The organism is Vreelandella hamiltonii (genome assembly GCF_014651795.1).
GTDB lineage: Bacteria > Pseudomonadota > Gammaproteobacteria > Pseudomonadales > Halomonadaceae > Vreelandella > Vreelandella hamiltonii.
This window is the reverse complement of sequence record NZ_BMXO01000001.1, coordinates 1-24844: the sequence shown is the minus strand read 5'-3', so window position 1 is coordinate 24844 and position 24844 is coordinate 1. Positions and strand designations below refer to the sequence as shown.

The 24844-nt window shown below is 58.2% G+C and carries 28 protein-coding genes and 2 pseudogenes; 12 read left to right on the top strand and 18 right to left on the bottom strand.

All coding sequences use genetic code 11. The features are described 5' to 3' along the window. Positions 1–18: 18 nt before the first annotated feature. Positions 19–1242 (bottom strand): annotated as a pseudogene (locus IE061_RS00150) (ATP-grasp domain-containing protein). A gap of 208 nt (positions 1243–1450) precedes the next feature. On the opposite strand from IE061_RS00150, the gene IE061_RS00145 reads away from it, so the two are divergent. The 3 genes from IE061_RS00145 to IE061_RS00135 all read left to right on the top strand — a co-directional run bounded on the left by IE061_RS00145 (position 1451) and on the right by IE061_RS00135 (position 3178). After that, positions 1451–1780, top strand: a complete 330-nt coding sequence (locus IE061_RS00145) for a DUF1820 family protein (RefSeq protein ID WP_009100748.1) — start codon at positions 1451–1453, stop codon at positions 1778–1780. A gap of 83 nt (positions 1781–1863) precedes the next feature. Further along, complete coding sequence (locus tag IE061_RS00140; protein WP_039181012.1) at positions 1864–2499, top strand: TIGR04211 family SH3 domain-containing protein; 636 nt, start codon at positions 1864–1866, stop codon at positions 2497–2499. Positions 2500–2545: 46 nt separating this feature from the next. Continuing rightward, positions 2546–3178, top strand: coding sequence for a thiopurine S-methyltransferase (locus IE061_RS00135; protein ID WP_193460662.1), 633 nt, complete (start codon positions 2546–2548; stop codon positions 3176–3178). Positions 3179–3189: 11 nt separating this feature from the next. Here the strand turns inward: IE061_RS00135 and IE061_RS00130 are convergent, their stop codons facing one another. The 5 genes from IE061_RS00130 to cysP all read right to left on the bottom strand — a co-directional run bounded on the left by IE061_RS00130 (position 3190) and on the right by cysP (position 7775). After that, a complete protein-coding gene (locus IE061_RS00130) occupies positions 3190–3783 on the bottom strand; it encodes a YajG family lipoprotein (RefSeq protein WP_193460661.1) in 594 nt (197 codons plus the stop codon). A 157-nt stretch (positions 3784–3940) separates the two neighbouring features. Beyond that, positions 3941–5035: a sulfate/molybdate ABC transporter ATP-binding protein gene (locus IE061_RS00125; protein ID WP_193460660.1), complete on the bottom strand. Its 1095-nt coding sequence runs from the start codon at positions 5033–5035 to the stop codon at positions 3941–3943. Then, entirely contained in the window at positions 5032–5859 is an 828-nt protein-coding gene (cysW, locus tag IE061_RS00120; protein ID WP_016914400.1) for a sulfate ABC transporter permease subunit CysW, read from the bottom strand. The genes IE061_RS00125 and cysW overlap by 4 nt, the downstream gene beginning before the upstream one ends. Next, a complete protein-coding gene (gene cysT, locus IE061_RS00115) occupies positions 5859–6713 on the bottom strand; it encodes a sulfate ABC transporter permease subunit CysT (RefSeq protein WP_016914399.1) in 855 nt (284 codons plus the stop codon). Before cysT ends, cysW begins: the two co-directional genes overlap by 1 nt. Before the next feature lie 9 nt (positions 6714–6722). Continuing rightward, a complete protein-coding gene (gene cysP / locus IE061_RS00110) occupies positions 6723–7775 on the bottom strand; it encodes a thiosulfate ABC transporter substrate-binding protein CysP (RefSeq protein WP_052196450.1) in 1053 nt (350 codons plus the stop codon). 227 nt (positions 7776–8002) lie between these two features. Between cysP and rpe the strand changes: the two genes are divergently transcribed. After that, entirely contained in the window at positions 8003–8701 is a 699-nt protein-coding gene (rpe, locus tag IE061_RS00105) for a ribulose-phosphate 3-epimerase (RefSeq protein WP_039181002.1), read from the top strand. Positions 8702–8714: 13 nt separating this feature from the next. Here rpe and IE061_RS00100 read toward each other — a convergent pair whose 3' ends face one another. After that, positions 8715–10013, bottom strand: a complete 1299-nt coding sequence (locus IE061_RS00100) for an NAD(P)/FAD-dependent oxidoreductase (RefSeq protein WP_039180998.1) — start codon at positions 10011–10013, stop codon at positions 8715–8717. Positions 10014–10138: 125 nt separating this feature from the next. Between IE061_RS00100 and IE061_RS00095 the strand changes: the two genes are divergently transcribed. Beyond that, positions 10139–10816 (top strand): phosphoglycolate phosphatase, encoded by a 678-nt coding sequence (locus IE061_RS00095; RefSeq protein WP_039180995.1) that lies wholly within the window; start codon positions 10139–10141, stop codon positions 10814–10816. 3 nt (positions 10817–10819) lie between these two features. Here the strand turns inward: IE061_RS00095 and IE061_RS00090 are convergent, their stop codons facing one another. Next, entirely contained in the window at positions 10820–11737 is a 918-nt protein-coding gene (locus IE061_RS00090) for a metal ABC transporter solute-binding protein, Zn/Mn family (RefSeq protein ID WP_193460659.1), read from the bottom strand. A 747-nt stretch (positions 11738–12484) separates the two neighbouring features. On the opposite strand from IE061_RS00090, the gene IE061_RS00085 reads away from it, so the two are divergent. Then, positions 12485–12637, top strand: coding sequence for a hypothetical protein (locus IE061_RS00085; protein ID WP_156808482.1), 153 nt, complete (start codon positions 12485–12487; stop codon positions 12635–12637). 172 nt (positions 12638–12809) lie between these two features. Here the strand turns inward: IE061_RS00085 and IE061_RS00080 are convergent, their stop codons facing one another. From IE061_RS00080 to IE061_RS00045, 8 genes are read right to left on the bottom strand one after another with little or no spacing between them, the layout of a single operon-like run. Next, positions 12810–13430 carry a LysE family translocator gene (locus IE061_RS00080; RefSeq protein WP_016914392.1) on the bottom strand — a complete coding sequence of 207 codons (621 nt, stop codon included), beginning with the start codon at positions 13428–13430 and terminating at the stop codon, positions 12810–12812. Positions 13431–13459: 29 nt separating this feature from the next. Further along, positions 13460–14377, bottom strand: a complete 918-nt coding sequence (locus tag IE061_RS00075) for an ornithine cyclodeaminase family protein (protein WP_198517601.1) — start codon at positions 14375–14377, stop codon at positions 13460–13462. A gap of 39 nt (positions 14378–14416) precedes the next feature. Continuing rightward, positions 14417–14986: a carboxymuconolactone decarboxylase family protein gene (locus tag IE061_RS00070; RefSeq protein WP_016914390.1), complete on the bottom strand. Its 570-nt coding sequence runs from the start codon at positions 14984–14986 to the stop codon at positions 14417–14419. 30 nt (positions 14987–15016) lie between these two features. Beyond that, a complete protein-coding gene (locus IE061_RS00065) occupies positions 15017–15655 on the bottom strand; it encodes a hypothetical protein (protein WP_016914389.1) in 639 nt (212 codons plus the stop codon). A 21-nt stretch (positions 15656–15676) separates the two neighbouring features. After that, a complete protein-coding gene (locus IE061_RS00060) occupies positions 15677–16642 on the bottom strand; it encodes a branched-chain amino acid transaminase (protein ID WP_050980294.1) in 966 nt (321 codons plus the stop codon). Between the two features lie 2 nt (positions 16643–16644). Then, entirely contained in the window at positions 16645–18045 is a 1401-nt protein-coding gene (locus IE061_RS00055) for a phenylacetate--CoA ligase family protein (protein WP_016914387.1), read from the bottom strand. 13 nt (positions 18046–18058) lie between these two features. Beyond that, positions 18059–18481, bottom strand: a complete 423-nt coding sequence (locus tag IE061_RS00050; RefSeq protein ID WP_016914386.1) for a DUF2000 domain-containing protein — start codon at positions 18479–18481, stop codon at positions 18059–18061. 21 nt (positions 18482–18502) lie between these two features. Continuing rightward, complete coding sequence (locus tag IE061_RS00045; protein WP_016914385.1) at positions 18503–18868, bottom strand: Dabb family protein; 366 nt, start codon at positions 18866–18868, stop codon at positions 18503–18505. A gap of 225 nt (positions 18869–19093) precedes the next feature. Here IE061_RS00045 and IE061_RS00040 point away from each other — a divergent pair, with 225 nt between their 5' ends. Beyond that, positions 19094–19579 carry an Lrp/AsnC family transcriptional regulator gene (locus IE061_RS00040; protein WP_016914384.1) on the top strand — a complete coding sequence of 162 codons (486 nt, stop codon included), beginning with the start codon at positions 19094–19096 and terminating at the stop codon, positions 19577–19579. 89 nt (positions 19580–19668) lie between these two features. Here IE061_RS00040 and IE061_RS18160 read toward each other — a convergent pair whose 3' ends face one another. Continuing rightward, positions 19669–19791 (bottom strand): hypothetical protein, encoded by a 123-nt coding sequence (locus IE061_RS18160; protein WP_016914383.1) that lies wholly within the window; start codon positions 19789–19791, stop codon positions 19669–19671. Between the two features lie 1016 nt (positions 19792–20807). Here IE061_RS18160 and IE061_RS00030 point away from each other — a divergent pair. From IE061_RS00030 to IE061_RS00010, 5 genes are all read left to right on the top strand, one after another. Beyond that, positions 20808–21395 carry an anthranilate synthase component II gene (locus IE061_RS00030; RefSeq protein WP_040460858.1) on the top strand — a complete coding sequence of 196 codons (588 nt, stop codon included), beginning with the start codon at positions 20808–20810 and terminating at the stop codon, positions 21393–21395. Positions 21396–21431: 36 nt separating this feature from the next. Next, positions 21432–22451, top strand: a complete 1020-nt coding sequence (gene trpD, locus IE061_RS00025) for an anthranilate phosphoribosyltransferase (protein ID WP_026001760.1) — start codon at positions 21432–21434, stop codon at positions 22449–22451. Positions 22452–22459: 8 nt separating this feature from the next. Beyond that, entirely contained in the window at positions 22460–23263 is an 804-nt protein-coding gene (trpC, locus tag IE061_RS00020; RefSeq protein ID WP_189463340.1) for an indole-3-glycerol phosphate synthase TrpC, read from the top strand. 51 nt (positions 23264–23314) lie between these two features. Next, entirely contained in the window at positions 23315–23707 is a 393-nt protein-coding gene (locus IE061_RS00015; protein WP_016914379.1) for a hypothetical protein, read from the top strand. A 121-nt stretch (positions 23708–23828) separates the two neighbouring features. After that, a complete protein-coding gene (locus IE061_RS00010; protein WP_016914377.1) occupies positions 23829–24539 on the top strand; it encodes a response regulator transcription factor in 711 nt (236 codons plus the stop codon). 92 nt (positions 24540–24631) lie between these two features. Here the strand turns inward: IE061_RS00010 and tnpA are convergent. Further along, positions 24632–24844, bottom strand: a pseudogene (tnpA, locus tag IE061_RS00005) (IS200/IS605 family transposase); the annotation flags it as partial.

The window sequence follows — 24844 nt, the reverse complement described above, 5'->3', positions numbered from 1 at the left end:
TCCCGGCAAGGGGGAGAGTTAAACATAGAAGTCGAGTGCTTCCTGGCGTTTGAGCAGGTCGCGAAGCGTATGAGCATCGTCACCCTTGAAATAGACCAGCCCCCAGTGGGTGCCAAACGCGGTGCGCTTGGTGACGGTCTCTTCGACGGGTGGGGTCAGCTCATGGGACTCGAAGTAGTCATGATCTTCGGTCTCTTCGGGTATCTCCAGGCGGCTGACCACGCGGCGGCGTGGATAGACGCCAAAGCAGCCTGCAAACCCGTTGGCATCGACGATCTCCTTGGGAAAGAACTCGGCCACTTCTTCTGCCGTGGCTTTGGGGTCGAAGACCAGCATCGACGCTTGATAGGCGTTGAAACCATAGACGCGCTCAAGGAGTTCGAACACCTTGAACCCTGGCGGACGATAGGCGACTTCACCAAAGTACATCTCGCCATCGCTGGTGACGAAATACTCCGGATGGATCAGGCCAAACTCGATATCGAAGGCCTTGATCAGTTTTTCGATCTGGGCGGTGATCTGCTGGCGATACTGCTCGAGCTCCGGCGAGGCGGGAACGAACACCGAATAGCCCAGCGTGACGTATTCCGAAATGTTCAGGAAGGCGATTTTGCCATCGTGAATCCACGCTTCCACGGCAAATTCCCAGCCATCGAGGTGCGACTCCATCAGCACGGGAAACTCTTCGTCCGGAATGGTATCCACCTCGTCCGGGGTGCGGATGACGCGGTGCCCCAGGCAGCCCGCCTTGTCGAAGGCCTTCAGGTGGATTGGATCGTTGGGGTCGCCGTCCAGCTTGAGCAGGGTCTGGTTGACCCGCTTCAGAAAACGGATGACATCGTCTCTGTCGTGGGCCTCTTCGAAAATGCCCACGCGGATCCCGCCCAGTTGGGCTCGCCGCTTCATCAGCGCCTTGTCACGCAGGAGCAGGGACTGGCCGTAAAGACGGGGGTTGTCGAGCAGCACGGAGTTGATGGCACCGGCCCATTCGACGGTCTCCTCGAACAGCGGGATGGCGACATCCACGCCTTTTTCCTTGAGGGTTTCGGCAATCTCCATGGAGCGATCGTTTAGGCGCTCGAAGTTCCAGGGAACGTAGGGGATGTCGTGTTTCTGGCAGTGCTCTTCTGCCCAGTCGGGGGCAACCACGATGTAGCGCCGGTCGAATTACTCGGCTGCTTCGATTGCATTGAGGCTCCAGCCGAGGAGGGCGATATAGCCCTTGTTGGGATCCTTCTGCATGGTGGTGACTCCTGTTGGGTAGATGAATGATCGTGCCAACCACTCACCTCACCATACACGACCCAAGCGACCCGGGGCTAATTAGCACCCACTGAAGGGCGGGAGGGAATTAGTGGGCATTGATGATGTCTGCTAAGGGGCTGCCCTGTGAGTGTGGTAGGCTACCCCGTTGTTGGATACGTTCAAGCGTCAAGAGGAACAGGCCAAGATGGCGGCCAAGCCGATCTACCGTGTGGTGGTTCACCAGCAGGGTGAAATTTGGGATTTATACGTAAGAGAGATCTTTCAGAGCGAACTCTGGGGCTTTATTGAAGTCGAGGAGTTTGTCTTTGACGATGCGTCGCGAGTCGTGGTGGATCCAGGAGCGGAAAAACTGCAGCGTACCTTCGAAGGCGTCAAGCGCAGCTACCTGCCGCTCAATGCCATTGTGCGCATTGACGAAGTAGAGCGTGAAGGCCCCTTGAAGGCAGTGAAAAGTGATGCTCGCGTCGCAGAGTTTCCTCGTCCCTTCCCGTTACCGCCCAGGGGGGAAGGGTAAGCGCCCAAGAACGCGCAACGCTATAGCGATACGCAGGCTGGCTTCGTCGGTCAGCTGCGTTTTTATGATCAGGACATGACGTCATGCAAGTAGAGAAATTTCGCAGGAATTGTTACGCCGCCGCCATGGGCGTGCTGTTGAGTGCCAGTGGTCATTCAGCGTTTGCTCAATCCGATAGCCAAGCCTGGGTCAGTGACGAGCTGAGCACCTATGTGCGCAGTGGGCCCACGGATGGCTATCGCATTGTGGGAACGCTGAATGCGGGTGAGCAGGTAGACGTACTGGAAACCAGCGGGAACTACACCCGAGTGCGCAGCAACAGCGGCGATACCGTGTGGGTGCTGAGCAGCGAACTGCAGCAAACGCCTAGTGCTCGTCAGCAGTTGCCTGAGCTTCAGGCGCAGGTGGAAGAGCTGACCCAGGAGCTTGACGGCATCAACGATACCTGGGAGCAGCGGGTCTCTTCGATGACGGAAACTCTGGATGTCCGTGAGCAGCGCATTGCCGAGCTGGAAGCGCGTAATCACGAACTGGACGCCCAATCCGAGCAGGCTCGCCGCCAGGTGCGTGCGCTGCAGGCCCGCCTGGATACCCAGGAAGAGGACCTGTTGATGCGCTACTTCATGTACGGCGGGGGTGTGGCCGGTGCAGGCCTGCTGGTGGGGCTGGTCGTGCCGCACTTGCCGCGTCGCCGCAAGAAACGTGACCGCTGGTTCTAAGCGTCTTGCTGGTCATCATCCATCACGGCCTGACGAGGTAAGTAACATGGACAACCCCTGGCGGTTGCGCTGGCAGGAAGGGCGCATTGGCTTTCATTTGGCGGCAACGCACGCCGCGCTGCCGCAGTACTGGCCCGAGCTGGGGGTGGAGGAGGGCGCCAAGGTCTTGGTGCCGCTGTGCGGCAAGAGCCTGGACATGCGCTGGCTGGCCGAGCAGGGTCATCCGGTGCTGGGCGTCGAGCTGGCCCCGGAAGCCATCGAGCAGTTTCTGGCTCAGCGGGAAGAGGGCGTTTCACGCTACCGCCAGTCAGGTTTCGAGGTGTTTCGTCAGGGGAGTGTCGAGCTTTGGTGCGGGGACTTCTTTCATCTGCATATCAAACAGGCTGCCGAAGTCGGGGCCTTCTATGACCGGGCGGCGTTGATTGCCCTGCCACCCGCCACTCGGGAGCGCTATGCGTTCCATCTGGCACAGCTGATACCGCCTGGTGCCAAGGGATTGCTCGTCGCGCTGACCCATCAGGAAGGCGAAGCAGGGCCGCCCTTCAACGTGCCCGACCAAGAAATAGAGCGCCTGCTGGCGCCCAATTTTCGCGTTGATCGGCTCTCTACGGAGCCCGCCGATGAGCGTGGCCGTCGCGAGAGCCTTTGGGCATTGGAGCGGCGCGGCCCTCGCGTGTGAATTGACCCAGATCAGCGCGCCAGCAGGCGGCCCAGTTCCGGGTCGCTGAAGGCGCGGTTCAAACCATCGCTCAACAGGTCGTTCAGCATGCGGGTATTGCTGTCTTCACCAGGTTTGATGGCGTATCCCTGCGTACGGCGTGATGTATAGGTGCCGGTGTAGGTCGTGCCCTGATGCTGCGCAATGGCGCGGAAGACACCCTCGATACGGGCCTCGTCGATGAGCGGCTGGCCGCTATAGCCCCGCAGGTAGGCCAGACTGGCGAGCTCCAGCGTCAGAGTGGGGCGGCCCTGGGCGGTTTCCCGGGTGGGGTTGAAGCCCATGTCGCGCACCGCACGCTCTGCTTCGGCCTGAAGTTTCGGAATCAATTCATGTCGGTTGACGGTGATTTGCGCCGTCGACATGCTGCCGCCTGCCCGTGTGCCAATGACTTCACTGGGCCGGGCATCCACGGCCACCACGGTTACCTGCTGCCCGGAGCCTACCTGCGGCACGTTGGCCGTGCGGGTGGGGTTCAGCTGCAGGAACTGGGGGCTGGCGCAGCCGGCCAGCAGGGCGGTGGCCAACAGCGCACCGGAAATACGTAAAAAATGACGCCGACGCATACAACTCTCCACACTCTACTTGTTTGGGGCGTAACTTGCTTGGATAGTAACCTGATTGGGTAGTCACTTGCCTGGATAGTAAAAGCCTGTCGTAACAAGGCATTGCTGTCCAGGGTCGGTACAGTATAGCCCTGCTGCGACAGGCGAGGCCAGCGGCTTACGTGACCCGGCTAGGCTGCGGCTGGGGCGCGGTCTCTTCCTTGAAGCGATGCCACTGGCGCGGATGCGCAAACAGCCGCTGGCCGCGCTGCAGGTTCAGCCGTTCGAAGTCGGCATGACGCACGGTGGCCAGCCAGGGCTTGGCAAGCCAGTCCGCCTCCAGCTCGACCCGTACTTCGGCCCCCACAGGGGAAAGCGCGGTGACCGTGACAGGCAGGTGGCTTTCCGGGCTGGGTGCTTCAGTCAGGCGCACTTCGTGGGGGCGCAACAGCAGCTCTTCGTCACCGTCTGGCAGGTCTACCTGCAGGCGCGCATCTCCGCAGGTCAGCACACCTTGCTGCACGCTGCCCTCCAGGTGGTTCACGTCACCGAGGAATTCGAACACAAAGCGGTTCTTCGGCGAGCGGTAGAGGGTTTCCGGCGTGTCGATCTGTTCGATACGGCCATTGCTCATCACCACGACGCGATCCGAAAGCTCCAGCGCCTCTTCCTGGTCGTGGGTCACGAATACGCTGGTGAAGTTCAGCTCATCATGAAGGCGACGCAGCCAGCGGCGAAGGTCCTGACGTACCTTGGCGTCCAGCGCGCCGAAGGGCTCGTCCAGCAGCAGCACGTCGGGTTCTACGGCCAGTGCCCTGGCCAGCGACACACGCTGCTGCTGGCCGCCCGAGAGCTGCGCAGGCAGGCGGTTGGCCAAATGCTGGAGCTGAACCATTTCCAGCAGCCGAAATACTCGTGCACGAATCTCGCCGCTGGAGGGGCGACGCTTGCGCGGCATTACGGTCAGGCCAAAGGCCACGTTGTCGTAGACGCTCATATGGCGAAACAGCGCATAGTGCTGAAATACAAAACCGATGCGCCGGTCACGCACGTGCACATGGGTGACATCGCGATCGCCAAACAGAATTTTACCGGGCGTTGGCGTGCGGTCAGCGCTCTCCAGCCCTGCAATGATACGCAGCAGGGTCGTCTTGCCCGACCCGGAGGGGCCCAGCAGGCCGACCAGCTCGCCCTCATGAATGTCCAGGTCGATGGGTTCGAGGGCCTGGGTATTGGCAAAATGCTTGGCAATATTCTCTAAGCGAATACTCATACGAGTGCCTCCCGGCGCGATGCGCGCCATTCCAGGCCTGCCTTGGCCGCAAGGGTTAACAGGGCAATCAGCGCCAGCAAGGCCGCGCTGGCAAATGCCCCCACGGCGTTGTAATCCTGATAGAGCTGTTCGAGGTGCAAGGGCAGCGTATTGGTCTGCCCGCGAATAGCCCCTGAGACCACGGAGACCGCGCCGAATTCACCTACCGCGCGAGCATTGGTGAGGATGATGCCGTACAGCAGTGCCCAACGGATGTTGGGTAGTGTCACGCGCCAGAACGTGGTCCAGCCTGAGGCGCCCAGGGTCACGGCGGCTTCCTCTTCGCGGGAGCCCTGGGCCTGCATCAATGGAATCAGTTCACGAGCGACGAAGGGGCAGGTGACGAAGATGGTGACCATCAGAATGCCGGGCCAGGCAAACATGAGCTGAATGTCATGGGTGTCCAGCCAGCTGCCGATCCAGCCATTGCGGCCGTAGAGCAGCAGGTAGATCAAACCGGCCACGACTGGCGAAACGGCAAAGGGTATGTCGATCAGGGTTTGCAGAATGCGGCGGCCGGGGAAGCTGAAGCGGGTCACCAGCCAGGCCAGCGCGACGCCAAAGACCAGGCAGACCGGAATGGTCATCAGCGCGATGACCAGCGTCAGGCCGATGGCGTGGAGGGTGAAGGTATTGGTCACGTTGGCCCAGAACACCGCCACGCCCTGAGAAAAGGCCTGAGCAAAAATGGCGACCAGCGGCAGCAGCAGAAACAGCGCCGACAGCAGCAGGGCGCTGACAATAAGTACGCGCCGCACCAGCGGCGCATCCCCTACGCGATGCATTAGCCTTTTCCTCCATGCAAGCGGCGCACGAAGCGCCCCTGCCAGATGTTGATGACCAGCAGCAGTGCCAGCGACACGAACAGCACCACCGAGGCGATGGCCGAAGCGCCTGCGTAGTCGTACTCCTGAAGCCGAACGAAGATCATCAATGCCGTGATCTCCGTTTCGTAGGGCATGTTGCCCGCGATGAAGATGATCGCCCCGAACTCGCCTAACGAGCGCACGAACGCCAGCCCCGTACCGGTGACCAGCGCTGGCCACAGGTGGGGCATGATCACCCGGCGAAATGCCACGCTGTCGGTAGCACCCAGCGACATGGCGGCTTCATCGATCTCGGCGGGCAGGTCTTCGAGTACTGGCTGCACGGTGCGCACCACGAAAGGAATACTGGTGAAAGCCATGGCCAGGGCAATGCCGACCCAGGTATAGGCGACCTGAAAGCCCAGCGGTTCGAGCAGGCGGCCCATCCAGCCATTGCCGGCATACAAGGTGGCCAGGGTAATGCCCGCCACCGCCGTGGGCAGGGCGAAGGGCAGGTCCATCAGCGCATCCAGCAGACGCTTGCCGGGGAACTCGTAGCGCACCAGCACCCAGGCCAGCAGCAGCCCGAAAACGGCGTTGACCAGCGCGGCCACGGCGGCAGCGCCAATGGTCACGGTGTAGCTGGCCACCACGCGGCCATCGGTGATGATGGCCCAGTACTCGCTGAGGCTGAGCCCCGCCAGTTGGCCAAACAGCCCGGTGATGGGCAGCAGCAGTACCAGCGAGATAAACAGCACGCTGATACCCATGGAAAGGCCAAAACCCGGCAGCACGCGTGTGCTGCCGGATCGCCAGAATGCAAGTTGGCTCATGGGGCTCCGTTAACGACGTTGCAGTTGATCGAGCAGTGCGCCGCCTTCGAAATGGGCTTCCATGGCTTCTTCCCAGCTACCAAACACGTCTTCGACCTGAAGCAGTTCGGTCTCGGGGAACTGGTCGGCAAACTCGGCCACCACGGTCTCGTTATGCACACGGTAGTTGAAGCCTGCCAGCAGGCGCTGAGCCTCTTCGCTATAGAGGTACTCAAGGTAGCTCTGGGCCAGATCGCTATTGCCGTTGCGCTCGGCGTTAGGGCCGACCACGGCGACCGGGAATTCGGCCAGGATGCTGACCGGCGGCACGATCACTTCATAATCGTCGCTGCCGTATTCGGTGCGGATATTGTTGACTTCGGACTCGAAGCTGATCAGCACATCGCCAATGCCGCGTTCGATGAAGCTGGTAGTGGCACCACGACCGCCGGTGTCAAATACCGCGACGTTGCGCAGGAAGGTGCGCATGAAGTCCTGAATCTGCTCGTCGTCACCGTCGAAAGCCTGATCGGCGAAGCCCCAGGCGGCCAAATAGGTGTAGCGGCCATTGCCGGAGGTTTTCGGGTTCGGGAAGACCATGCGGACGTCTTCCTGTACCAGGTCGTCCCAGCTCTCGATGCCCTTGGGGTTGCCCTTGCGCACCAGGAACGCGGTGGTGGAATAGTAGGGTGACGCATTGTTGTCGAACGCCTGCTGCCAATCTTCCGCGACCAGGCCTGCATCCGCCAGCGCTTGAACGTCGGTGACCTGGTTATAGGTCACTACATCGGCGCGCAGGCCTTGCAGAATGGCCCGTGCCTGAGCCGAGGAGCCGCCGTGAGACTGGCTGATACCGATCTCTTCGCCGTGCTCTTCCTGCCACCAGGCCTGGAACTCAGGGTTGATGGCCGAAAAAAGCTCACGGGCGATATCGTAGGAAGAGTTGAGCAGCTCACGCTCCTGGGCCACGGCGCTGGTGGAGAGCGTCATGCCGGCAACGGCGGTGCCGACGGCAGCGGCGAGCAGGCTGCGGCGCAATCCATTACGAAGCAGGCTGGTGCGAAGTAGAGTATGGCGTGTCATGGCAGGCTCCTGATAGCAGGGGGCGACATAGTCGCGATGGTGCTAAGGTTAAACCTGTCATTGTGGAATTACAATTGTGTTTTATATTCTATTTGTGAATATATGAGGAAGGTTAGGCAATGATACATGCCTTTCATGCCGCTCAAGGGCTTCATCCTTGCGTGGGGCTGGGCGCAGCGCTCTGGTAAGATAGCGCGATACCGTTAATCCGCGCTAAGGACCCCATGATGAGCACTGCCCAGGATTTCTTGATTGCCCCTTCCATTTTGTCGGCCAACTTCGCCCGTTTGGGGGAAGAGGTAGACAACGTTCTGGCCGCCGGTGCAGACGTGGTGCACTTCGATGTCATGGACAACCACTACGTGCCCAACCTGACCATTGGCCCAATGGTCTGCAAGGCGCTGCGCCAGCATGGCGTGACCGCGCCCATCGATGTGCACCTGATGGTCAAGCCGGTGGATCGCATGATCGGTGATTTCATCGACGCAGGCGCGAGCTACATCACCTTTCACCCCGAAGCCTCCGAGCATATCGATCGCTCTTTGCAGCTGATCCGCGATGGCGGCTGCAAGGCCGGGCTGGTTTTCAACCCGGCAACGCCGCTTTCCTATCTCGATTACGTGATGGACAAAGTGGATATGGTGCTGCTGATGAGCGTCAACCCGGGCTTTGGTGGGCAGTCGTTCATCCCGACGACCCTCGACAAGCTGCGCGAGGCGCGGGCGCGGATCGATGCTTCGGGCTTGCCGATCCGGCTCGAGATCGATGGGGGCGTCAAGGTGGATAACATCGCCGAGATTGCCGCTGCCGGTGCCGATACGTTCGTGGCTGGCTCGGCCATTTTCAATGCGCACCAAGCCAGCGACCCCCACGGATACGATAGCGTCATTCAGCAGATGCGAGCTGCGTTGGCCAGCGTCCGCTGATCGAGGCAGGCGCTCAATGTAACTTCATGCGTGGCTTGAGGTAGCGGTTCAGTTTATCTACCAGCCAGGCAAGACCCGTCTTTGGCGCGCCATGTATCGACAGCTGATGCATACGATACAAGGAAGCATACGCTTGGCGCGCCAGCCAGCCCTCCAGAAACAGCCCGCGAGAAGCGGAGCTGCGCATCAGGTTGCCCACCGCATCGTAGCGTGCCAGCGATACCAGTGAGCCGTGGTCACGGTAGTGAAACGCGGCCAGGGGTTTCTGTTCCAGGCAATTGATCAGGTTCTTCGCCAGTACCTTGGCCTGCTGATGGGCGGCCTGGGCACGGGGCGGCACGGTGGCATCCTCGCCTTGTGGGCAGCTGGCGCAGTCGCCCAGGGCAAAAATGGCAGGGTCATCGACGCTTTGCAGGGTTTGGTGCACGGCGACCTGATGGCGCTTGTTGGTAGTGAGCCCCAGCTCGCTGAGGAACTCGGGCGCCTTGATGCCCGCGGCCCAGACGTTCAGGTCGGTATCGATGACTTCGCCATCATTGGTGACCAGATGATACTCCTTCGCTTCCTGAATGGCCGTGTTGACGTGCACGGTGACGCCAAGGCTTTCCAGCTCCTGCTGTACGGTGCCGCTGATGCGTTCGGACAAACCCGGCAGCAGGCGCGGCGCGGCCTCGATCAAGTGTACGCTGATGGATTGGTGGTCCACCGCCGTCACCCCGTAGGCGTTCAACAGACGTGAGGCATCCAGCAGCTCCGCCGACAGCTCTACCCCTGTGGCGCCACCGCCGACGATACCGATGGTGAGCTGGGTATGTTGGCGCAGCGATGGGTCGGTGTAACGCAGGAAGGTGTTGATCATGTCCCGTTGGAACGCCTTGGCCTGTTGGGGCGAATCGATGAAGTGGCAATGCTCGGCCACGCCCTGAGTGCCAAAGTCGTTGGAAACGCTGCCCAGTGCCAGCACCAGGTAGTCATAGGTGATCTGCCGAGCGGGCAGCACTTCTTCGCCCTCTTCATCGACGATGGCCGCCAGGTGAATCACCTTCTGTTCACGATCCAGCCCGCTCAGCGAGCCCCGCTGGTAGCGGTAGTGATGGGCGGTGGAGTGGCCACGATAGTCCACTTCGTCCATGCTCGAGTTCAACACGCCGGTAGCCAGCTCATGGAGCAGCGGTTTCCAGACATGGGTAGCGTTACGGTCCAGCAGCACGATCTCGGCGCGTTTTTTCTTGCCCAGCGTGTGCCCCAGCTTGGTGGCGAGGGCCAAGCCTCCGGCGCCGCCGCCCACAATCACGATTCGGGGAGTGGCCATTACTCTCTCCTTGGCTAATATAGCCTCAGCATAGAAGCTTCCACGCGGTATGGGTAATCGCAGGCCGATAAGATGATAAAATTGATCGAGATTATCGCGTCCAGTGCCATGACCAAGGAGCCCGTGTGCATACCATTCTGCAGCAGAAGCAACTGATCGCCTTCGACCTCGATGGCACCTTGATCGATTCCGTGCCCGACCTGGCCGTGGCCGTACAGCAATCCATGCGGGAGATGGCGCTGCCGCTGCCCGATGAGCAGCAGGTGCGCCACTGGGTAGGCAACGGTGCACAGGTGTTGGTGGAGCGCGCACTCAGTTGGGCGACTTCGTCAGCGCCGGAGCCGGGGCTTGTCGAGGCTGCGCTGGCGGCGTTCATGCGCCATTATGCGGCGGCGCCCAACGCACGCACCGTGCTGTACCCGCACGTGGCGCAAGCGCTGCAGCAGTTGCATGACGCAGGCTTCACGCTGGCACTCATTACCAACAAGCCCGAGCGCTTCATTGCGCCCATTCTGGAGCATTTCGAACTGCTGGCGCTGTTTGCCCACTGCGTGGGTGGCGACTCGCTGCCAGAGAAAAAGCCCAGCCCCGCACCGCTGCTACATATCGCACGTTTGTTGGACGTTGCGCCGAGTGCCTGCGTGATGGTCGGAGACTCACGCCACGATATCGAGGCGGGCAAGGCAGCGGGTTTTGCCACGGTGGCGCTGCCTTACGGCTACAATCACGGCGACCCTATCGAACAGAGCCAGCCGGATGTGCTGATCGAGTCCTTGGCTGAGCTGATCGGCTCTGACGCTTAGGTGTCAGTGATCGGCGCGGGCGCCCCCCAGCGCCTCATGCAGCAGCTCGGCGTTGTGCAGCAGCAAGGCAGGGTAATTGTAGGCAGGGCCATCGGCCTCGCTGAGCGTATCGATGTAGAGCGGGCCTGCCAGGGCCAGGCCTGACTCTCTCGCCAAGGCGTCCATGTGAATGTCGGGCACCGTGCTTTCATAAAAGAGCGCAGGCGGACGCTGCTCGGCGAGCTGTATGCTCATCGCCTCCATGGCCGATGCGCTGCCCTGGGTTTCGCTATTGAGGCCCCAGATGGCGCTGTACTCGAACTCGTAGGCGCGGGCAAAGTAGCCCATCGAGGCTTCGCTGGTGATGAGGGTGTGGTTGGTCTGCGGGATGCCCTGCAGCCGCTCTCGCACCTGCTGGTCCAGCGCCAGCAGGGCTTCCCTGGCTTCAACGGCGCGTTGCTGGAAGGCGTCGGCCTTGCTCGGGTAGCGTTCGCTCAGCGTCTCGGCAATCACATCGAGGTAGGCGGCAGCGCCCTTGGGGTCCATCCACATATGCGGGTCGGGGTTGCCCTTGTACTGGCCCATGGGAATGGTCAGCGGCGACATGGCCGCGTTTTCCGCCAGAGCAGTCAGTGTCAGTGTGTCATCCGCCATGGCCTGTACATGGCGCAGCCAGGGCTCCAGGCCATAGCCGTTGTAAAACACGATATCGGCCTCTTCCAGGGCCAGCACGTTGGGGGGCGTCAGTTCCCAGCGGTGAACATCCTCACCGGGTGGTACGATGGTCACAATGCGCACGTCACTGCCTGCCACGCGTTTCACCAGGTCCTCGATGATCGAGAACGATGCAATCACGTTGATGGTGGCGGTCGCGAAGGCGGGAGGGGCAGCAAGCAGTGCCAAGAGCAACAGCGTGATCGTCCCAGGGAATCGCCTATCCATGTCACGCTCCTAACCCGTAAAAAAACAGCAGATCATAAAGAGTGTTGGGCAGTGTTGCCAGTGTCGGCCACTTCCTATGCAGGGTAGTCGATGAACGATGCCCCGCCTATTCGTCGAATGATTACCTCACTCTGATTTAACCTCTTTGCTGTATAAAAAACGATAACGCGAATTTGGCGCTCTGCTCCTGGCCTTTGCGAACGTGTTGTTGACAGGTCCCAGGCGTTTCAAACACCTCTGACACTGCATAGTGACCAGTGCTTCTTTATCCCTACGCTTGACGCCAATGGCCATTGTGTTCAAGTCCGAAACTGAAGAACGCCCTCTTGTGTAAAAACGAACCAAGGCGTTACTGCATTAGTCGCTGATTGCCTCTGCAAGGAGGCCTTGGGTTGGGTTATCACCCTGAGCAGAATAGCTTTATGAGTGTCACGGAGTAAGTGGAACAATGGCGCAGTCGGAACCGTCAGTGCCTGTGCTGGTGATCTCTCGCTGCCGCCGGAGTCTGCTGAACCCATCTGGCAGCGCATATTGCTCTCCCGTCGGCAGTTCGCGTTGCTGTGCTTTGCGACACTGGAACGCGACACCGCGCTGGTGTAGCAACTCCTCCCCTCTGAACGCTGCCAGGTTAAGCGCCTGTCCCGGATGCTCAGCAGCACCGCTGCTACCTTGCGCAGGGGGGCAGGAAATTTGCTTATAGTCCGGTGTATATTGCGCGACTCGTCGGTATCAATCATGGCGGCCTGCGTGGCGTCAGCCATCCAATACGACGGCAGCATGGTATCGGCGTTGATTGAGGTCTATGTGGCGACCACGGTCATTACCCTTGGCAGTGACCCGCCACGAAACGGCGAGGCGTGCTCCATCGCACCCGTGGCGCGCAGCCTGTATGGTTTGTAAAGAGATCAAGTGTTGCAGTGTTCAGAATGATTAGAAATAAGCACCTGCGTGCCGAGATCAATCAGGTTGGTGGCGAGCGTGCATCCGCAATGACTGGCACCTATGTTCGAAACAGGTATGTGCTTGGAGTCTTTTCGCAAAGCGATGCATCGCAAGCACGATGTATACCATCTTAACGACGCAGCATAGAAGCTGCCGCCGCCACCATGATCGTTGCCGCCCCGCGGAACAGATGTTGCTGCGCGCGCGGGCTGGACAGCAGGTGCCGCATACGCACAGCCGTCACAATGAACAGCGCGCCAACGCTCAGTAATACCAGAACGGTTAGCGGCACCAACATCATTACCCAAGTTTGTAACGAGACCGCCTCTAAGTTGATGACCAATGGAAGGATCGCCAGGTAAAAAGCGATGGTCTTCGGGTTGCCCAGCGTTATGGTCAGTCCAGACAATGCCGCCGACAACAGTTCCCGTTTCTTCGCTGACTTGCCCTCTTCTATCGTTTGATGATTGGTGAACCAGAACTGCCAGGCCAGGTAGCACAGATACAATGCCGCCCCCCAGCGAACCACCTCGAACAGTGCGTTGAAGTGTTCCACGACCATCGCCAGCCCAAAGACCGCGAAAGACAAATAGATCAGGTCACCAACTATCAAGCCGAGCAGCAGGCAAAAACCCGGCAAGGTACCGCCACTGACGCTACGGGCGACGAGAGCGGCCAAGCCAGGGCCGGGGATGGCAGCGGCAATCCCTAGTGCCATCGAATAGGAAAATATTTGCGTTACATCGAGCATGTCTCGGTCCTGATGAAGTGGTTATTTTGTCAACAGCGTGTAGAGCGCCACCGTCTGATGGCCTCGCGGGAAAAAACCAAGTCCTGCACCGCCAGTCCAACCGACTTGAAGATGCTCAAGCGCTGTTCATGCAGTGGTGTGAGACCGGCATGCAGGTTACCGATTTCTGTGCCGACCTTTTGCGAGGGCAACAGGCCTTTCTGGACAGCCTTGATCACGCACTCGGCTGAGGCAAGTACCGAACGATTGCAGTCCGTGAACAAGGCGCTGTGTTCATACACATCTTCGTGCAACTCTTGAAAACCGAGAGCAGAAGAGCCAATGGCGTTGATATGGCAGCGTGCGGGCACTGCGGCCCGGCTCAGAATAGGCGAGCGCGCGGCTGTGGTGGTACATATGATGTCGCTGCCATGCACTGCCTCGGTTACTGTTGGGTGGGTTGAGATCGGGAAGTTGCAGAAGCGCTGGCTCCAGGCGGCAAACTCTTGCCGGGCTGTTTCGGTGCGCCCCCATATGGAAAGCTGTTTGACCGGTCTGACGGCCTGCATTGCCATGAGATGGGCGCGGGCCTGTAGGCCTGTACCCAGAATGGCCAGGCGGCTTGCATTGGGCGCGGCAAGTAGGTCTGTTGCGTATGCCGAAGCTGCAGCCGTGCGGATTTCGGTGATCGCCCCTGCATCGACCGCAACGACTGGGGATGTCCCGGCCTCGTCATAGATCAAGACGCTCCCCGTATGAGACGGACCAAGCTTCTTGGCCCCAAGCCTGACCACCACCGATTTCAAGCCAAAGCCTTTGTAGGGGCCGGACTTGATATAGGCTGGCATAACACCCATCAGATCGTTGTCGTTTCCACGGATGATTGTGCGTAGCGGCTGCTGTACCTGATTTGAGGAGTGCAGCCTGAATGCTTCCTCGCTGAGAATCAGGCCTAGTTGAAAGTCCAAGAGTTTCCTGACTGAGTGGCCATCCACGTGAAGCATAGTTCAAGCCTCGTCCGTCTGTTTGATCCCTAGAAATGCCTCCCACTTGAAGCGATGATCGACCTCCGTGATGGCGATGCTGTTCAGGATGGTCGACATGTGTTTCTGCGAAACGCCCAGAATCACGTCCAACATGTTTTGTTTGCTGAAACCGGCATGCAGGACAGCCTCAATTTCCTGTCTTTTCAAGCGGCCGCCGCAATGAATAACTTCCTGTGTGAAGTTGTACAAGGCCCGCAGCCGGTCATCAAGGTTATCTGGATCGTGCGCAGCAGCTTCGACCACACGGGCATCAACGCCTTTGGACAAAGCGATGAAGGCATGTGCCTGAACCGTGTAGGTGCAGTTATTTTCGACACCGCAGGTTATCCATACAACGGCCTTTTCTGCTTCGTCCAACGAGCTGTCGATGAACAGGTCGTGTGCTTGCTGGTAGGCTGCCAATAGTGCTGGTGATTCGGCCATATATGCACTCTGGTTGGGAATCCAGCCAAAGCTGTCGATTGAGTTTTGGAGTAACGCTTTGCTTTTCTCCGGTGCCGAATCGATTGTGTGTCGCTTCAAAATAGACATCATGACCTCGTTTGTGCATTGGTAGTTCAATTAAAGGGCAAGCTCCACGCTCAGCCTGAACGGGTCGGTTTCAGCGAGACGTGCACTCCAGTGCGTGTGAGTAAAGACAGACCAGAGCATTCGGATCGGACGGGTGTTGGAGATGAAATGCAAATCATGGATTTTGGCCGCCACCTCAGTGGTCAGAGCAACATCCACTTCGCTTCTGGCCGCCGCCGCAGCGGCGGCACTGGTGGAAAGTGTGAGAATCACGGAATCTATCTCAAGCCCCCGAGGTAGTAATTCTTCTATCAGGAGCCGCGGTGCCGGGTGGGTTGCGATGGTTGGCTTGCTGGTCGTCAGTGGCCCCTTGCTCGCTAGTCCGTACAAAGGGGTGTCGAAAACAAAGGTAGCGACTAGATTCAAGCGTGGCTCCATATAGAAGTTATGTATCTCTGGATAGGCGTTAGCCACGATCAGCACTGCTGGTGTTTCCTTCTCCATGGAGGAGCAGGCATTCTCATAGGAATCGTTAAGTTTGATCCGAACGCATGATTCGGGGTGTCGTTGCTCAAGCCATTTTGCAAAGAATCCGGCGGCGGCTTCACTGCTGGTTCCGCTGGGGCCTAGGGTGTGAATGATGACGTCGTGCCAGTCCCCAATACCTAGGTTCAGTAAGCTGTTGTCCATAGCCACAAGTCTCCAATGGAATCAGTTAAATATAGGGGTCAGCCAATGAGCGTATTTGGCATTCAGGCCTCTCACGCTCTCCAAGTAGAGTCTTCTGATTGCGGTACTAACTTTTCCGACGCCACTTTCTTGCAGCTTGTAGTGGTCGATTTGAGTTACTGGCACGATCTCGACGCCGGTGCCAGACAGAAAGCATTCTTCGACTGAGAACAACTCTGAAAAAGGAACATCCCTCTCGATAACCTCCATCCCCAGTTCATCTCTGGCCAGCTTGATGACGGTATCGCGTGTAATGCCCTCAAGAATGTGGGCACTCAAAGGCGGAGTAATGAGGTGGCCACCTTTGACGATGAAGACGTTGGAAGAGGTCGATTCGGCCAAGTTGCCATGCACATTCAGCATCAAAGCGTCATCGCACCCAATGCGCTGCGCCGATTCCATAGCTAGCGCCGAATTGGCGTAGCTGCCAGTGATTTTGGCCCGCGCGGGGAGTGACGAGTCGGGAATACGCCGCCAACTTGAAACGGCGCAATGGATGCCGTTTGCTGGCATGTAGGCTCCCATGTCAAGGGTGTTGATTGCCAGACCTGTGCTGACCCCAGCGAGCTTGACGCCGAAGCTGAATCCAGGAAGCAACGTTTTCTTGTAGGCCAAAGGTCTAATGTAGCTATCGGTTGATGCTTGGTTGCGTTGCAGCAGATCGAGAATGATTGCTCTCATCTCCGGGCGTGGCGGCAGGCCTTCCAACTGCAAAAATTTGGCCGAGTGCTCTAGTCGCTTAAGGTGGTCGTCCAGCCGGAAGACATTCAGTTGACCATTGCCGGAAGCATAGGCACGGATGCCTTCGAAAACGGCAGTGCCATAATTGAAGGCTTGGGTCGTTGTTGGGACTAGGGCTTCTGCAGCTGGCACTATCTCTCCATCTAGATATACCCAAGGGTGAGGTTTGCGCGGCACAGTCGAGACGGTGCCAAGCGAATCCGCCATGGTCAGGCCCTCCACGTTGCAATTTTCAATGCGGTTTCGCGCTCCTGGTTATCACTGCCTTGACGCTTGTCATGGAGTCTGGCGGCTTTCCAGCTAACCATTGCCGCAGTACCCGTCACGGCATCAGTCGAACCGACCGCGATGCGAACGCGAGTATTAAGCTTTTCCGCCATGGAGCTGGCAATGAACTGCAGGTTGTTCAGGGTAGCGCTGCTGCTCTCTAATTCCAGCGTGACGCTCAGTTGGTCGGCGCCTGCAACGGCCTCCACTAGGATATGGTAATCTAAGCAGCCTTTGAGATTCTCGAGCAGTGTGGCTTCGATGTCGTAGGCGCAGTGGGTGCTGCCATTGATTATCAAGGTGTCTCTGACCCGGCCGATAGGAATGATGTGCCACTGGCCCGTATTCAGCACTTGGGCTCTGACCATATCGCCAGTGCGATAGCGGATCAGTGGCTTCTGCCCTGGATAGAGGTGGGTGATGACCAGTTCGCCTGTCATTCTGTCGTCCTCGGGTTCCAAGACTTGCCCCGTCAGCGGATCTATCACTTCATAAACAATATTTAAGGGAACCGTGCAGAGGTTTCCTTGAATGTTGCTCACTGCAAGGATTGATGACTCCTGTGACGCATACATGCAGTTGTAGATGGTACTACCCCAAACCTCACCGATATTTCGCAGCAGGGCAGGCGTAGTGAGCTCGCCTAGGGTAAAAATCAGCTTCACGCCCAAGTGGGAAGGTTGGCAATCTCTTTGGAGCAGATGTTTGGCTAGGCTGATGGCAATGGCTGGTGTGCAGACTAGCGCGGTGATCTTCAGTTCCCTGATCAGCGTCACGGCCCGGTCCAGCCCTACAGTGGGTGAGCGCGGCCACATTTTCACGACAGTGTGGCCCAAGCTGCGACACACATCCTCGAAAGTATCTCCAGTCGAATGCAGTTCCGTAGGCCCCATTACACCGATAATATGCTGAGAACCGTGGGCGCGGAAAATCTCGCCATAACGGAGTATCAGCGGGCTGTTGTTGAAGATGGAGTCCTGCTCGTTGCGAGGACATGGGGTGGCTGCGCCAGTGGTGCCCGTAGTCTCATAGTAGATCCAGGCTTCAGTCAGCGGCGCAGCAGCCATCTCATGCCCGGCTGTGCGCAAATCACTCTTCGTAGTGAATGGCAATTTACGAAATGCATCCCAGTTCAGATCATCTATGTCTGAATCAGACATGGCGGACAGTGCAGTACGATAAAAAGGCGCATATTCCCTGACATAGCGAAGCGTGCTTTTAAGCCGCTCAAGTTGGATGCTGTTTAACTCGTCAGCGGAGACTTTGCCATTCTCAAATAGCTCGTGTTGATGATAAACAGTATGAGCCAGCTTCAGAAGATCAGGCTTGAATAAGGCGTACATTGAGGCCCCCTTGTTACTTGAATAGCGGAAGACTGCCAGTTAGCTTGGTGATCTTTTTTTTGGAGCCGACCAGTCCAATGGCGACCAGTTCAATGGAAGAGCTATCGGCTGCTGACATGCGCTCTTCGTACTCTTGATAGGTTCTACAGGATTGCGCCAGGGCACTGAACGGGATGTTGTGAATCTCATCCTCCTCCAGTGTTTTTACAAGTATTTCGCGCAGCTTTTCTTTGCTGGAGAGCAGTATTGGCAAGGGGGTGTAGATGACGCCGGGGTAATTCACGTTATCCTGACTTCGCATGTCTGGCCCTACCAGGTTTTCTACCGAGCGTCCCATGCTGACACCTATGACGCTAACAGCATTAGCCGCATGCCCTAGCCCCAGCTCCTTGTCGACTACGATGACGCACTTGTGGGTGGCTGCATCAAAATTCATTGGCTTCTCCTTTTTTAAAAATCAGCTCTGCACGAGTTTCCCGCTGACGCCAACCAGAGCGTTCAATAACCCAAAGAACCTTGTTGTGTCGCTGCCGAGCTCAATATCAACCACTTTCCAGTTGGCAATTTTCTTCCACTTTTGGACGCCCTGTTGATGATTGGGGTGGATTAAATATGCAGAAAGGTCTTCCTGGTTTTCAAATAGTCCCATTACAACGAAGTCCATGGCTTGTTCGCGTGGACTTATATTCCGGGCGCAAAGCCAACCACGTATTTCGCTAATATGTTTTGGATGTTCGCGAGTCGCTGCCTCTGCCTCGATGACCTCTTTGTCACACCACTGTAAAGAGCTATTAAGCTTAAAAGCCACTAGGTGGAAAATCATTTCTCATCCTCATGTCTCGCCTAGTAAACGCGATTATCTAATTTTCCGATCAACTTGGTATTTAAAATAAAGTGCTTAGCACTCAGTGCAGCATGGCAGTTATTTAGTCTTATGCAACTGGATTAAAATGTTAATTGATAGGGTCGGAAAAGTGCTTTCTATTCTTGTTGCAAGTCATATCAGGAATGGTAGGATTTACCAGAAATTCGCTGATGAGTGAAAAATATGACCGATCAAGCGTTAAGTCTGACAGATGTCAAAATTCTGACCGCGCTGCAGCAAGATGGCAGGATCACCAACCAAATGCTGGCCGATCAGATCGGCATGTCTGCATCTCCGTGCTGGCGTCGAGTGAAGCATTTGGAAGATCAAAACTACATTCAGGGCTACCGTGCAGTCTTGGATCGCCGAAAGATCGGGCTTGGGGTCATGGTTTTCATACGGATCAAAATCGACCGCCACAGTGAATCTGAGGCTAGGAAGTTCGAGCAGGAAGTCATGCAACTTGAGGATGTCGTTGCGTGCTACAGCATCGGTGGTGACGCCGATTTCCTGCTGCAGGTGGTGGCTTCTGACCTGGATTCATTCGCTGATTTTGCGATGTCCAGTGTTCGGCAGCTGCCTGGCATCAAGGAAATGCAGAGCATGTTCGTGCTCAAGGAAATTAAGCCTTTCGTCTCATTCCCGGTCAAACGTCTGCGAGCTGTTTGAAGAGGCCTGTGTCGCGCCTAGCCAAGAGTGGCTTGCAATCGCTCTCCATCAGGGGTGGCGCCGAGCAGCCGCATTCGGCTAGCTGATTCTCAGGCGGTTAAAGTCGGCGCTTCGAACTCGACGCTGAACAGATCACTGGTCTGGGCGCTCAGTGGATTGCTTTCGACGGGTAGCACGATGCCGCGAAACACCGCATTGACCTCGACTTTCACCTAGTTGGTCTGTGCTCAACGATCAGCGTCCTACGCCTTGGTTCCTTAATCAAGACCCATTTGGTGTCTGGTGTTTTATGGATGGTCTAATTGGCCTTGCATTGGCGCTGCATCCATACCGTTTCGATTGGTTTTGTCCGGGAGGTTAAGCCGGTTAGGCCTTCTCAGCTTTCTGATAGAGCAACATGACAACGGATCTTCTTGAGTTGACTATCTCAAGGTTAGATTTGCAGTGGGCGAGGGAGTACTTCGGTCCTATATATACTTTGTTGACCTCAAGGCTACTCAGACCGAGCGTAAAGGTGAAACCGAGCCCTTCATTATGTTCGTAAAGCACGGACATGCACAGGTGGGGGCAGGCGTGCTAATCAGCTGGTTATGTCATTGGGAGCACTCCGCTTGCCGCTCGGTGAGGGCCTGTGGGTACCGCAGAAGGGACATAGCCTGAGGAGAGTGCGATAATACGGATTGGCGGTTCTGTGGGCAAGTAGTGGACGAGGGGCCGAGGGGCTGTGTTATCATGAAAGCCTGAGGGTGCTTTGGGAGCCTTGGTGCCTGCACAGCTCTTATAATCAATTGAATGAATTTCGATCTGCCATGGCCCGTACCGCATCGGTCAATGTTGCTCAGCAGTGGTGGCGCTTCCAATAGGAAGCGGCGTATCGTTGCGGCCTCGCCCCGTACCTTGCCGTCGTACCGCTAGGCAAGGCTCTGTAGATAGCTTTCTGTCACGGCGGCTCCAGGACCCAAGGAGATTGCCGGATGACCTTGACCTCCCTCACTATTGCGCATCGTGCTGTTGCCGGTGCCCGCTAGAGTTTACTTGTCGCCCCTTTGCCACTTCAGCCCCTTGCTATGTACGTTGCAAGAGTATGGCGTGATGTGTTCTGTTTCAACCTGCCCTCAGGGGTGTCCGATGGCCCACGTTCCACTGAACTCCACGTTCGATGTGTATAATGGCGTGTATAACAGGCAGGCTTTCATGGCAAAATTCATCAGAAAATTAAAGGGTTGTCATGAATAAAGTCTTAATGGTCGATAATTACGATAGCTTCACCTTCAACATCGTCCAGTACCTGGGGGAGCTGAATGCCGAGGTGATGACCTACCGCAACGATGAGATCACCTTGGCGCAGATGGAAGCGCTGGCACCTACCCATCTGGTGATTTCGCCGGGGCCATGTACCCCGAATGAGGCGGGCGTCTCGCTGGCTGCCATCGAACACTTCGCGGGCCGACTGCCCATTCTGGGGGTTTGTCTGGGTCATCAGGCCATCGGGCAGGTATACGGTGGCAAGGTGGTGCGCGCTCCTCAGGTGATGCACGGCAAGACGTCTGCGGTGGTACATGGTGGAGCCGGGGTGTTTGACGGTCTGGAAAATCCGCTGGAAGTCACGCGCTACCACTCGCTGGTGGTCGACCAGCACCGCTTGCCCGACTGCCTGGAAGTCACCGCCTGGACCGCAGAGAGTGACGTGACGCCGGGGCTCATCATGGGGTTTCGTCACCGTACCCTGGACGTCGAGGGCGTGCAGTTTCATCCGGAGTCGATACTCACGCGCCAGGGCCATGCGTTATTGGCCAATTTCTTGCGACGCGGCTGATCGCCAAATTCATACGCTTTAGGGGCTTATCTGCTCATGCAAATGCGAGACGCAATTAACGCGGTGATGCGCCGCGAAGACCTCTCTTTCGATGCCATGCACGCGTTGATGCGCCAGATCATGACCGGCGAGGCCTCCGATGCACAAATTGGCGGCTTGTTGGTAGGGCTGGCCATGAAGGGTGAGAGCGCCGAGGAGATCAGCGCCGCCGCCCAGGTGATGCGCGACCTGATGAAGCGCGTCACGCTGCATGCTGATAACGTGGTGGATATCGTCGGCACCGGTGGTGATGGCGCCAATCTGTTCAATGTCTCCACGGCGGCCAGTTTTGTGGCGGCGGCAGCCGGTGCCCATGTGGCCAAGCACGGTAATCGCAGCGTTTCCTCGTCATCTGGCAGTGCGGACCTGTTTGATATCGCGGGCATCTACCTTGATTTGAAGCCGGAACAAGTGGCGCGCTGTATCGAGCAGGTGGGGGTCGGCTTCATGTTTGCCCCCAACCACCATCCGGCCATGCGCTATGCGATTGGGCCGCGTCGTGAAATGGGCGTGCGCACGCTGTTCAATATTCTTGGCCCGTTGACCAACCCGGCCGGTGCGCCCAATCAGGTGCTGGGCGTGTATTCCGCCGAACTGGTGCCGCTGATGGCCGAAGTGCTACGCAAACTGGGCAGTCGCCACGTGATGGTCGTCCACTCCGATGATGGCCTGGACGAAATTTCCCTGGCAGCCCCCACCCAGGTGGCCGAGCTGAAAGAGGGTGAGATCACCCGCTACACCATTGCCCCCGAAGCGCTGGGCATCGAGCGCCAGAGCCTGGCGGCGCTGAAAGCCACCAGTGCCGAAGATAGCCTGCGGTTAGTAAAGGCATCCCTGAGTGGCGAAGGCGCCGCGGCAGATATCGTGGCCCTGAACGCCGGTGCCGCGCTCTACTGTGCCGGCATAGCCGACAGCTTGAAAGAGGGCGTGATGGTGGCCCAGGATGCGCAGGCCTCCAAATTGCCCCTCGAAAAGCTCAGAGAGCTTTCGCACTTCACCAGTGTTTTCAAAGGATGATCAACGCCATGACAGAGCAGGCTACTCCCACCATTCTCACGCGCATTCTGGCTCGCAAGGACCAGGAGGTCGCCGAGCGCGAGCAGGCGGTTTCCGAACAGGACCTGTTGGCACTGGCGGGTCAGCAGAGCGCGCCGCGCGGCTTCATCGAGGCGTTGAACCAGCGCATCCAGGTGGGTGATCCTGCGGTGATTGCCGAAGTGAAGAAGGCGTCCCCCTCCAAGGGAGTCATGCGCGAGAAGTTCCACCCTGCCGACATAGCCCGCAGCTATGCCCAGGGCGGCGCCGCTTGTCTGTCGGTGCTCACGGATGCCGACTTTTTTCAGGGCCACGAAGATTATCTGATCGCCGCGCGGGATGCCTGCGAACTGCCGGTCATTCGCAAGGACTTCATTACCCACGGCTATCAGGTGACGGAAGCGCGAGCCATTGGCGCAGACTGTATCCTGCTGATCGTGGCGGCGCTGGACGATGCGAAGCTTCGGGACCTGCATCAGCAGGCCAACGCCATGGGCATGGACGTGCTGGTCGAAGTGCACGATGCCGATGAACTCGAGCGTGCTCTGGCGCTGAATCTCAAGCTGGTCGGCATCAATAACCGCAACCTGCATACCTTCGATACCCGCCTGGATACCACACTGGACCTGCTGACGCGCATTCCGCACAGCGTCACCGTGATCACCGAATCGGGGATTCATACCCGTGACGATGTGGAGCGCATGCGTGATCACGACGTCAACGGTTTTCTGGTAGGGGAAGCCTTCATGCGTGAAGAGGACCCGGGCCTTGCATTGAAGCGTCTGTTTTTCTGATCCTGGGGGTCGAAAAAGCGCTGCGGAAAGCGGTTTTCAGGAGAGCTGCCGATGTTTCAGCGTCGCCTGCTGGTGGCACTGTTGGTGTTGATCATGCTGACCCTCGCTCAGGGCGGCGTGGCCGTGTGGGCCATCGACGGCGCTCGGCAGAAGGTAGAGCTGGGCAGGCTTTCCAGTGACCTTCACGCGGGTTTTCTGGCGTTTTCCGACAGCAAGAACCAGCTGCGTACCTGGCTGGCCAACGCTCAACAGGGCGGCCAGCCAGCCGACGTGCAAGAGCGCGATTTCATTCTTCACGAGATGCACACCCATCTTGAACGTTTGCATGTCAACAGCGACCGCCTGGCGGCCAGGATGCAGCCCTCCAGTGAGCTGACGGCTGCGCTGGTCGAGGAGCGCCAGGCGGCGCTGGCGACCTTTGATAAACTGTTGCCATGCTGCTGACGCGTTTACATGGAGGTACGCTCAGCCTGAGGGCCGCCCCTGAAGGCGGCTGTGAGGCGCTGCTGCAGCTGCCGGTGCACGCCCAGGCGGGCCCCGCGCTGAGCGTCATGAGGTAATCAGGATGCACATAGTCGTCATCGAAGATGACCCCAGGATTCGCGATTTCTTGAGCAGAGGCCTGACGGCCGAAGGCTACCAGGTGGAGGCTTTCAGTGAAGGGCAGGTGGCGCTGCTGCACCTCGTGCAGTGTGCACGGGAGCCCGATCGGCAGCCGGTGGTGATTCTGGATCGGCTGCTGCCGGACATCACCGGCACCGATATCTGTCGCAGCTTGCGCACGGCGGGGGTGGCGTTCCCCATTCTGATGCTGACCGCGCTGGACAGCATTGAGGATCGTGTCTCGGGCCTGGAGTCCGGGGCCGACGACTATCTGGTCAAGCCGTTTGCCTTCGAGGAGCTGCTGGCGCGCATTGCCGCCCTGCAGCGCCGTTCCTGGGGCCACCCGGCCAGCCAGGAAGTGAACGAGCTGCGGGTGGGCGACCTGTGCCTGAATCGTGAGCAGCGTAGCGTGACCCGGGGCGGCCAGCGGATCGAGCTGACACCCAAGGAGCTGGCGATCCTCGAACTGCTGATGAGTACGCCCGGCAAGCTGTACAGCCGAGAGCGCATCCTGGCCAGTGTCTGGGGTGCCCACGAAGACCCGCTGACCAATATCGTCAATGTCTATATCCGGCGGCTGCGTAGTAAACTGGACGTACATGGTGCCGGGGAGTCATTGATCACGACCCAGCGCGGTTTTGGCTACCGTCTGGACCCCGCGCCCTCCCCGTGACGGGGCGGTTATCGAACATCGCGAAAAACCTCGTACTTCTAGTGCGAGGATGGATAGCGAGGGGCGCGAGAGCGCCCCTAGTCCGGCCTCGATTATTGCTCAATATACTGCTTGACCATGCTCAGGGGGGGCGCCTCCGACACTTCCCGCAAAGTAGCTTGGACTCCACAGCGAGTTCTTCCGGTAGGCGGGCTGCACCGGTTCAGGGTGTAGTAACTTCATCCGCCGGCTGGATACCCCCTTCAAACTATTCACCAGCTTGGATACCGCCACTTTGGGTGGAAAGTTGACAAGCAAATGGACGT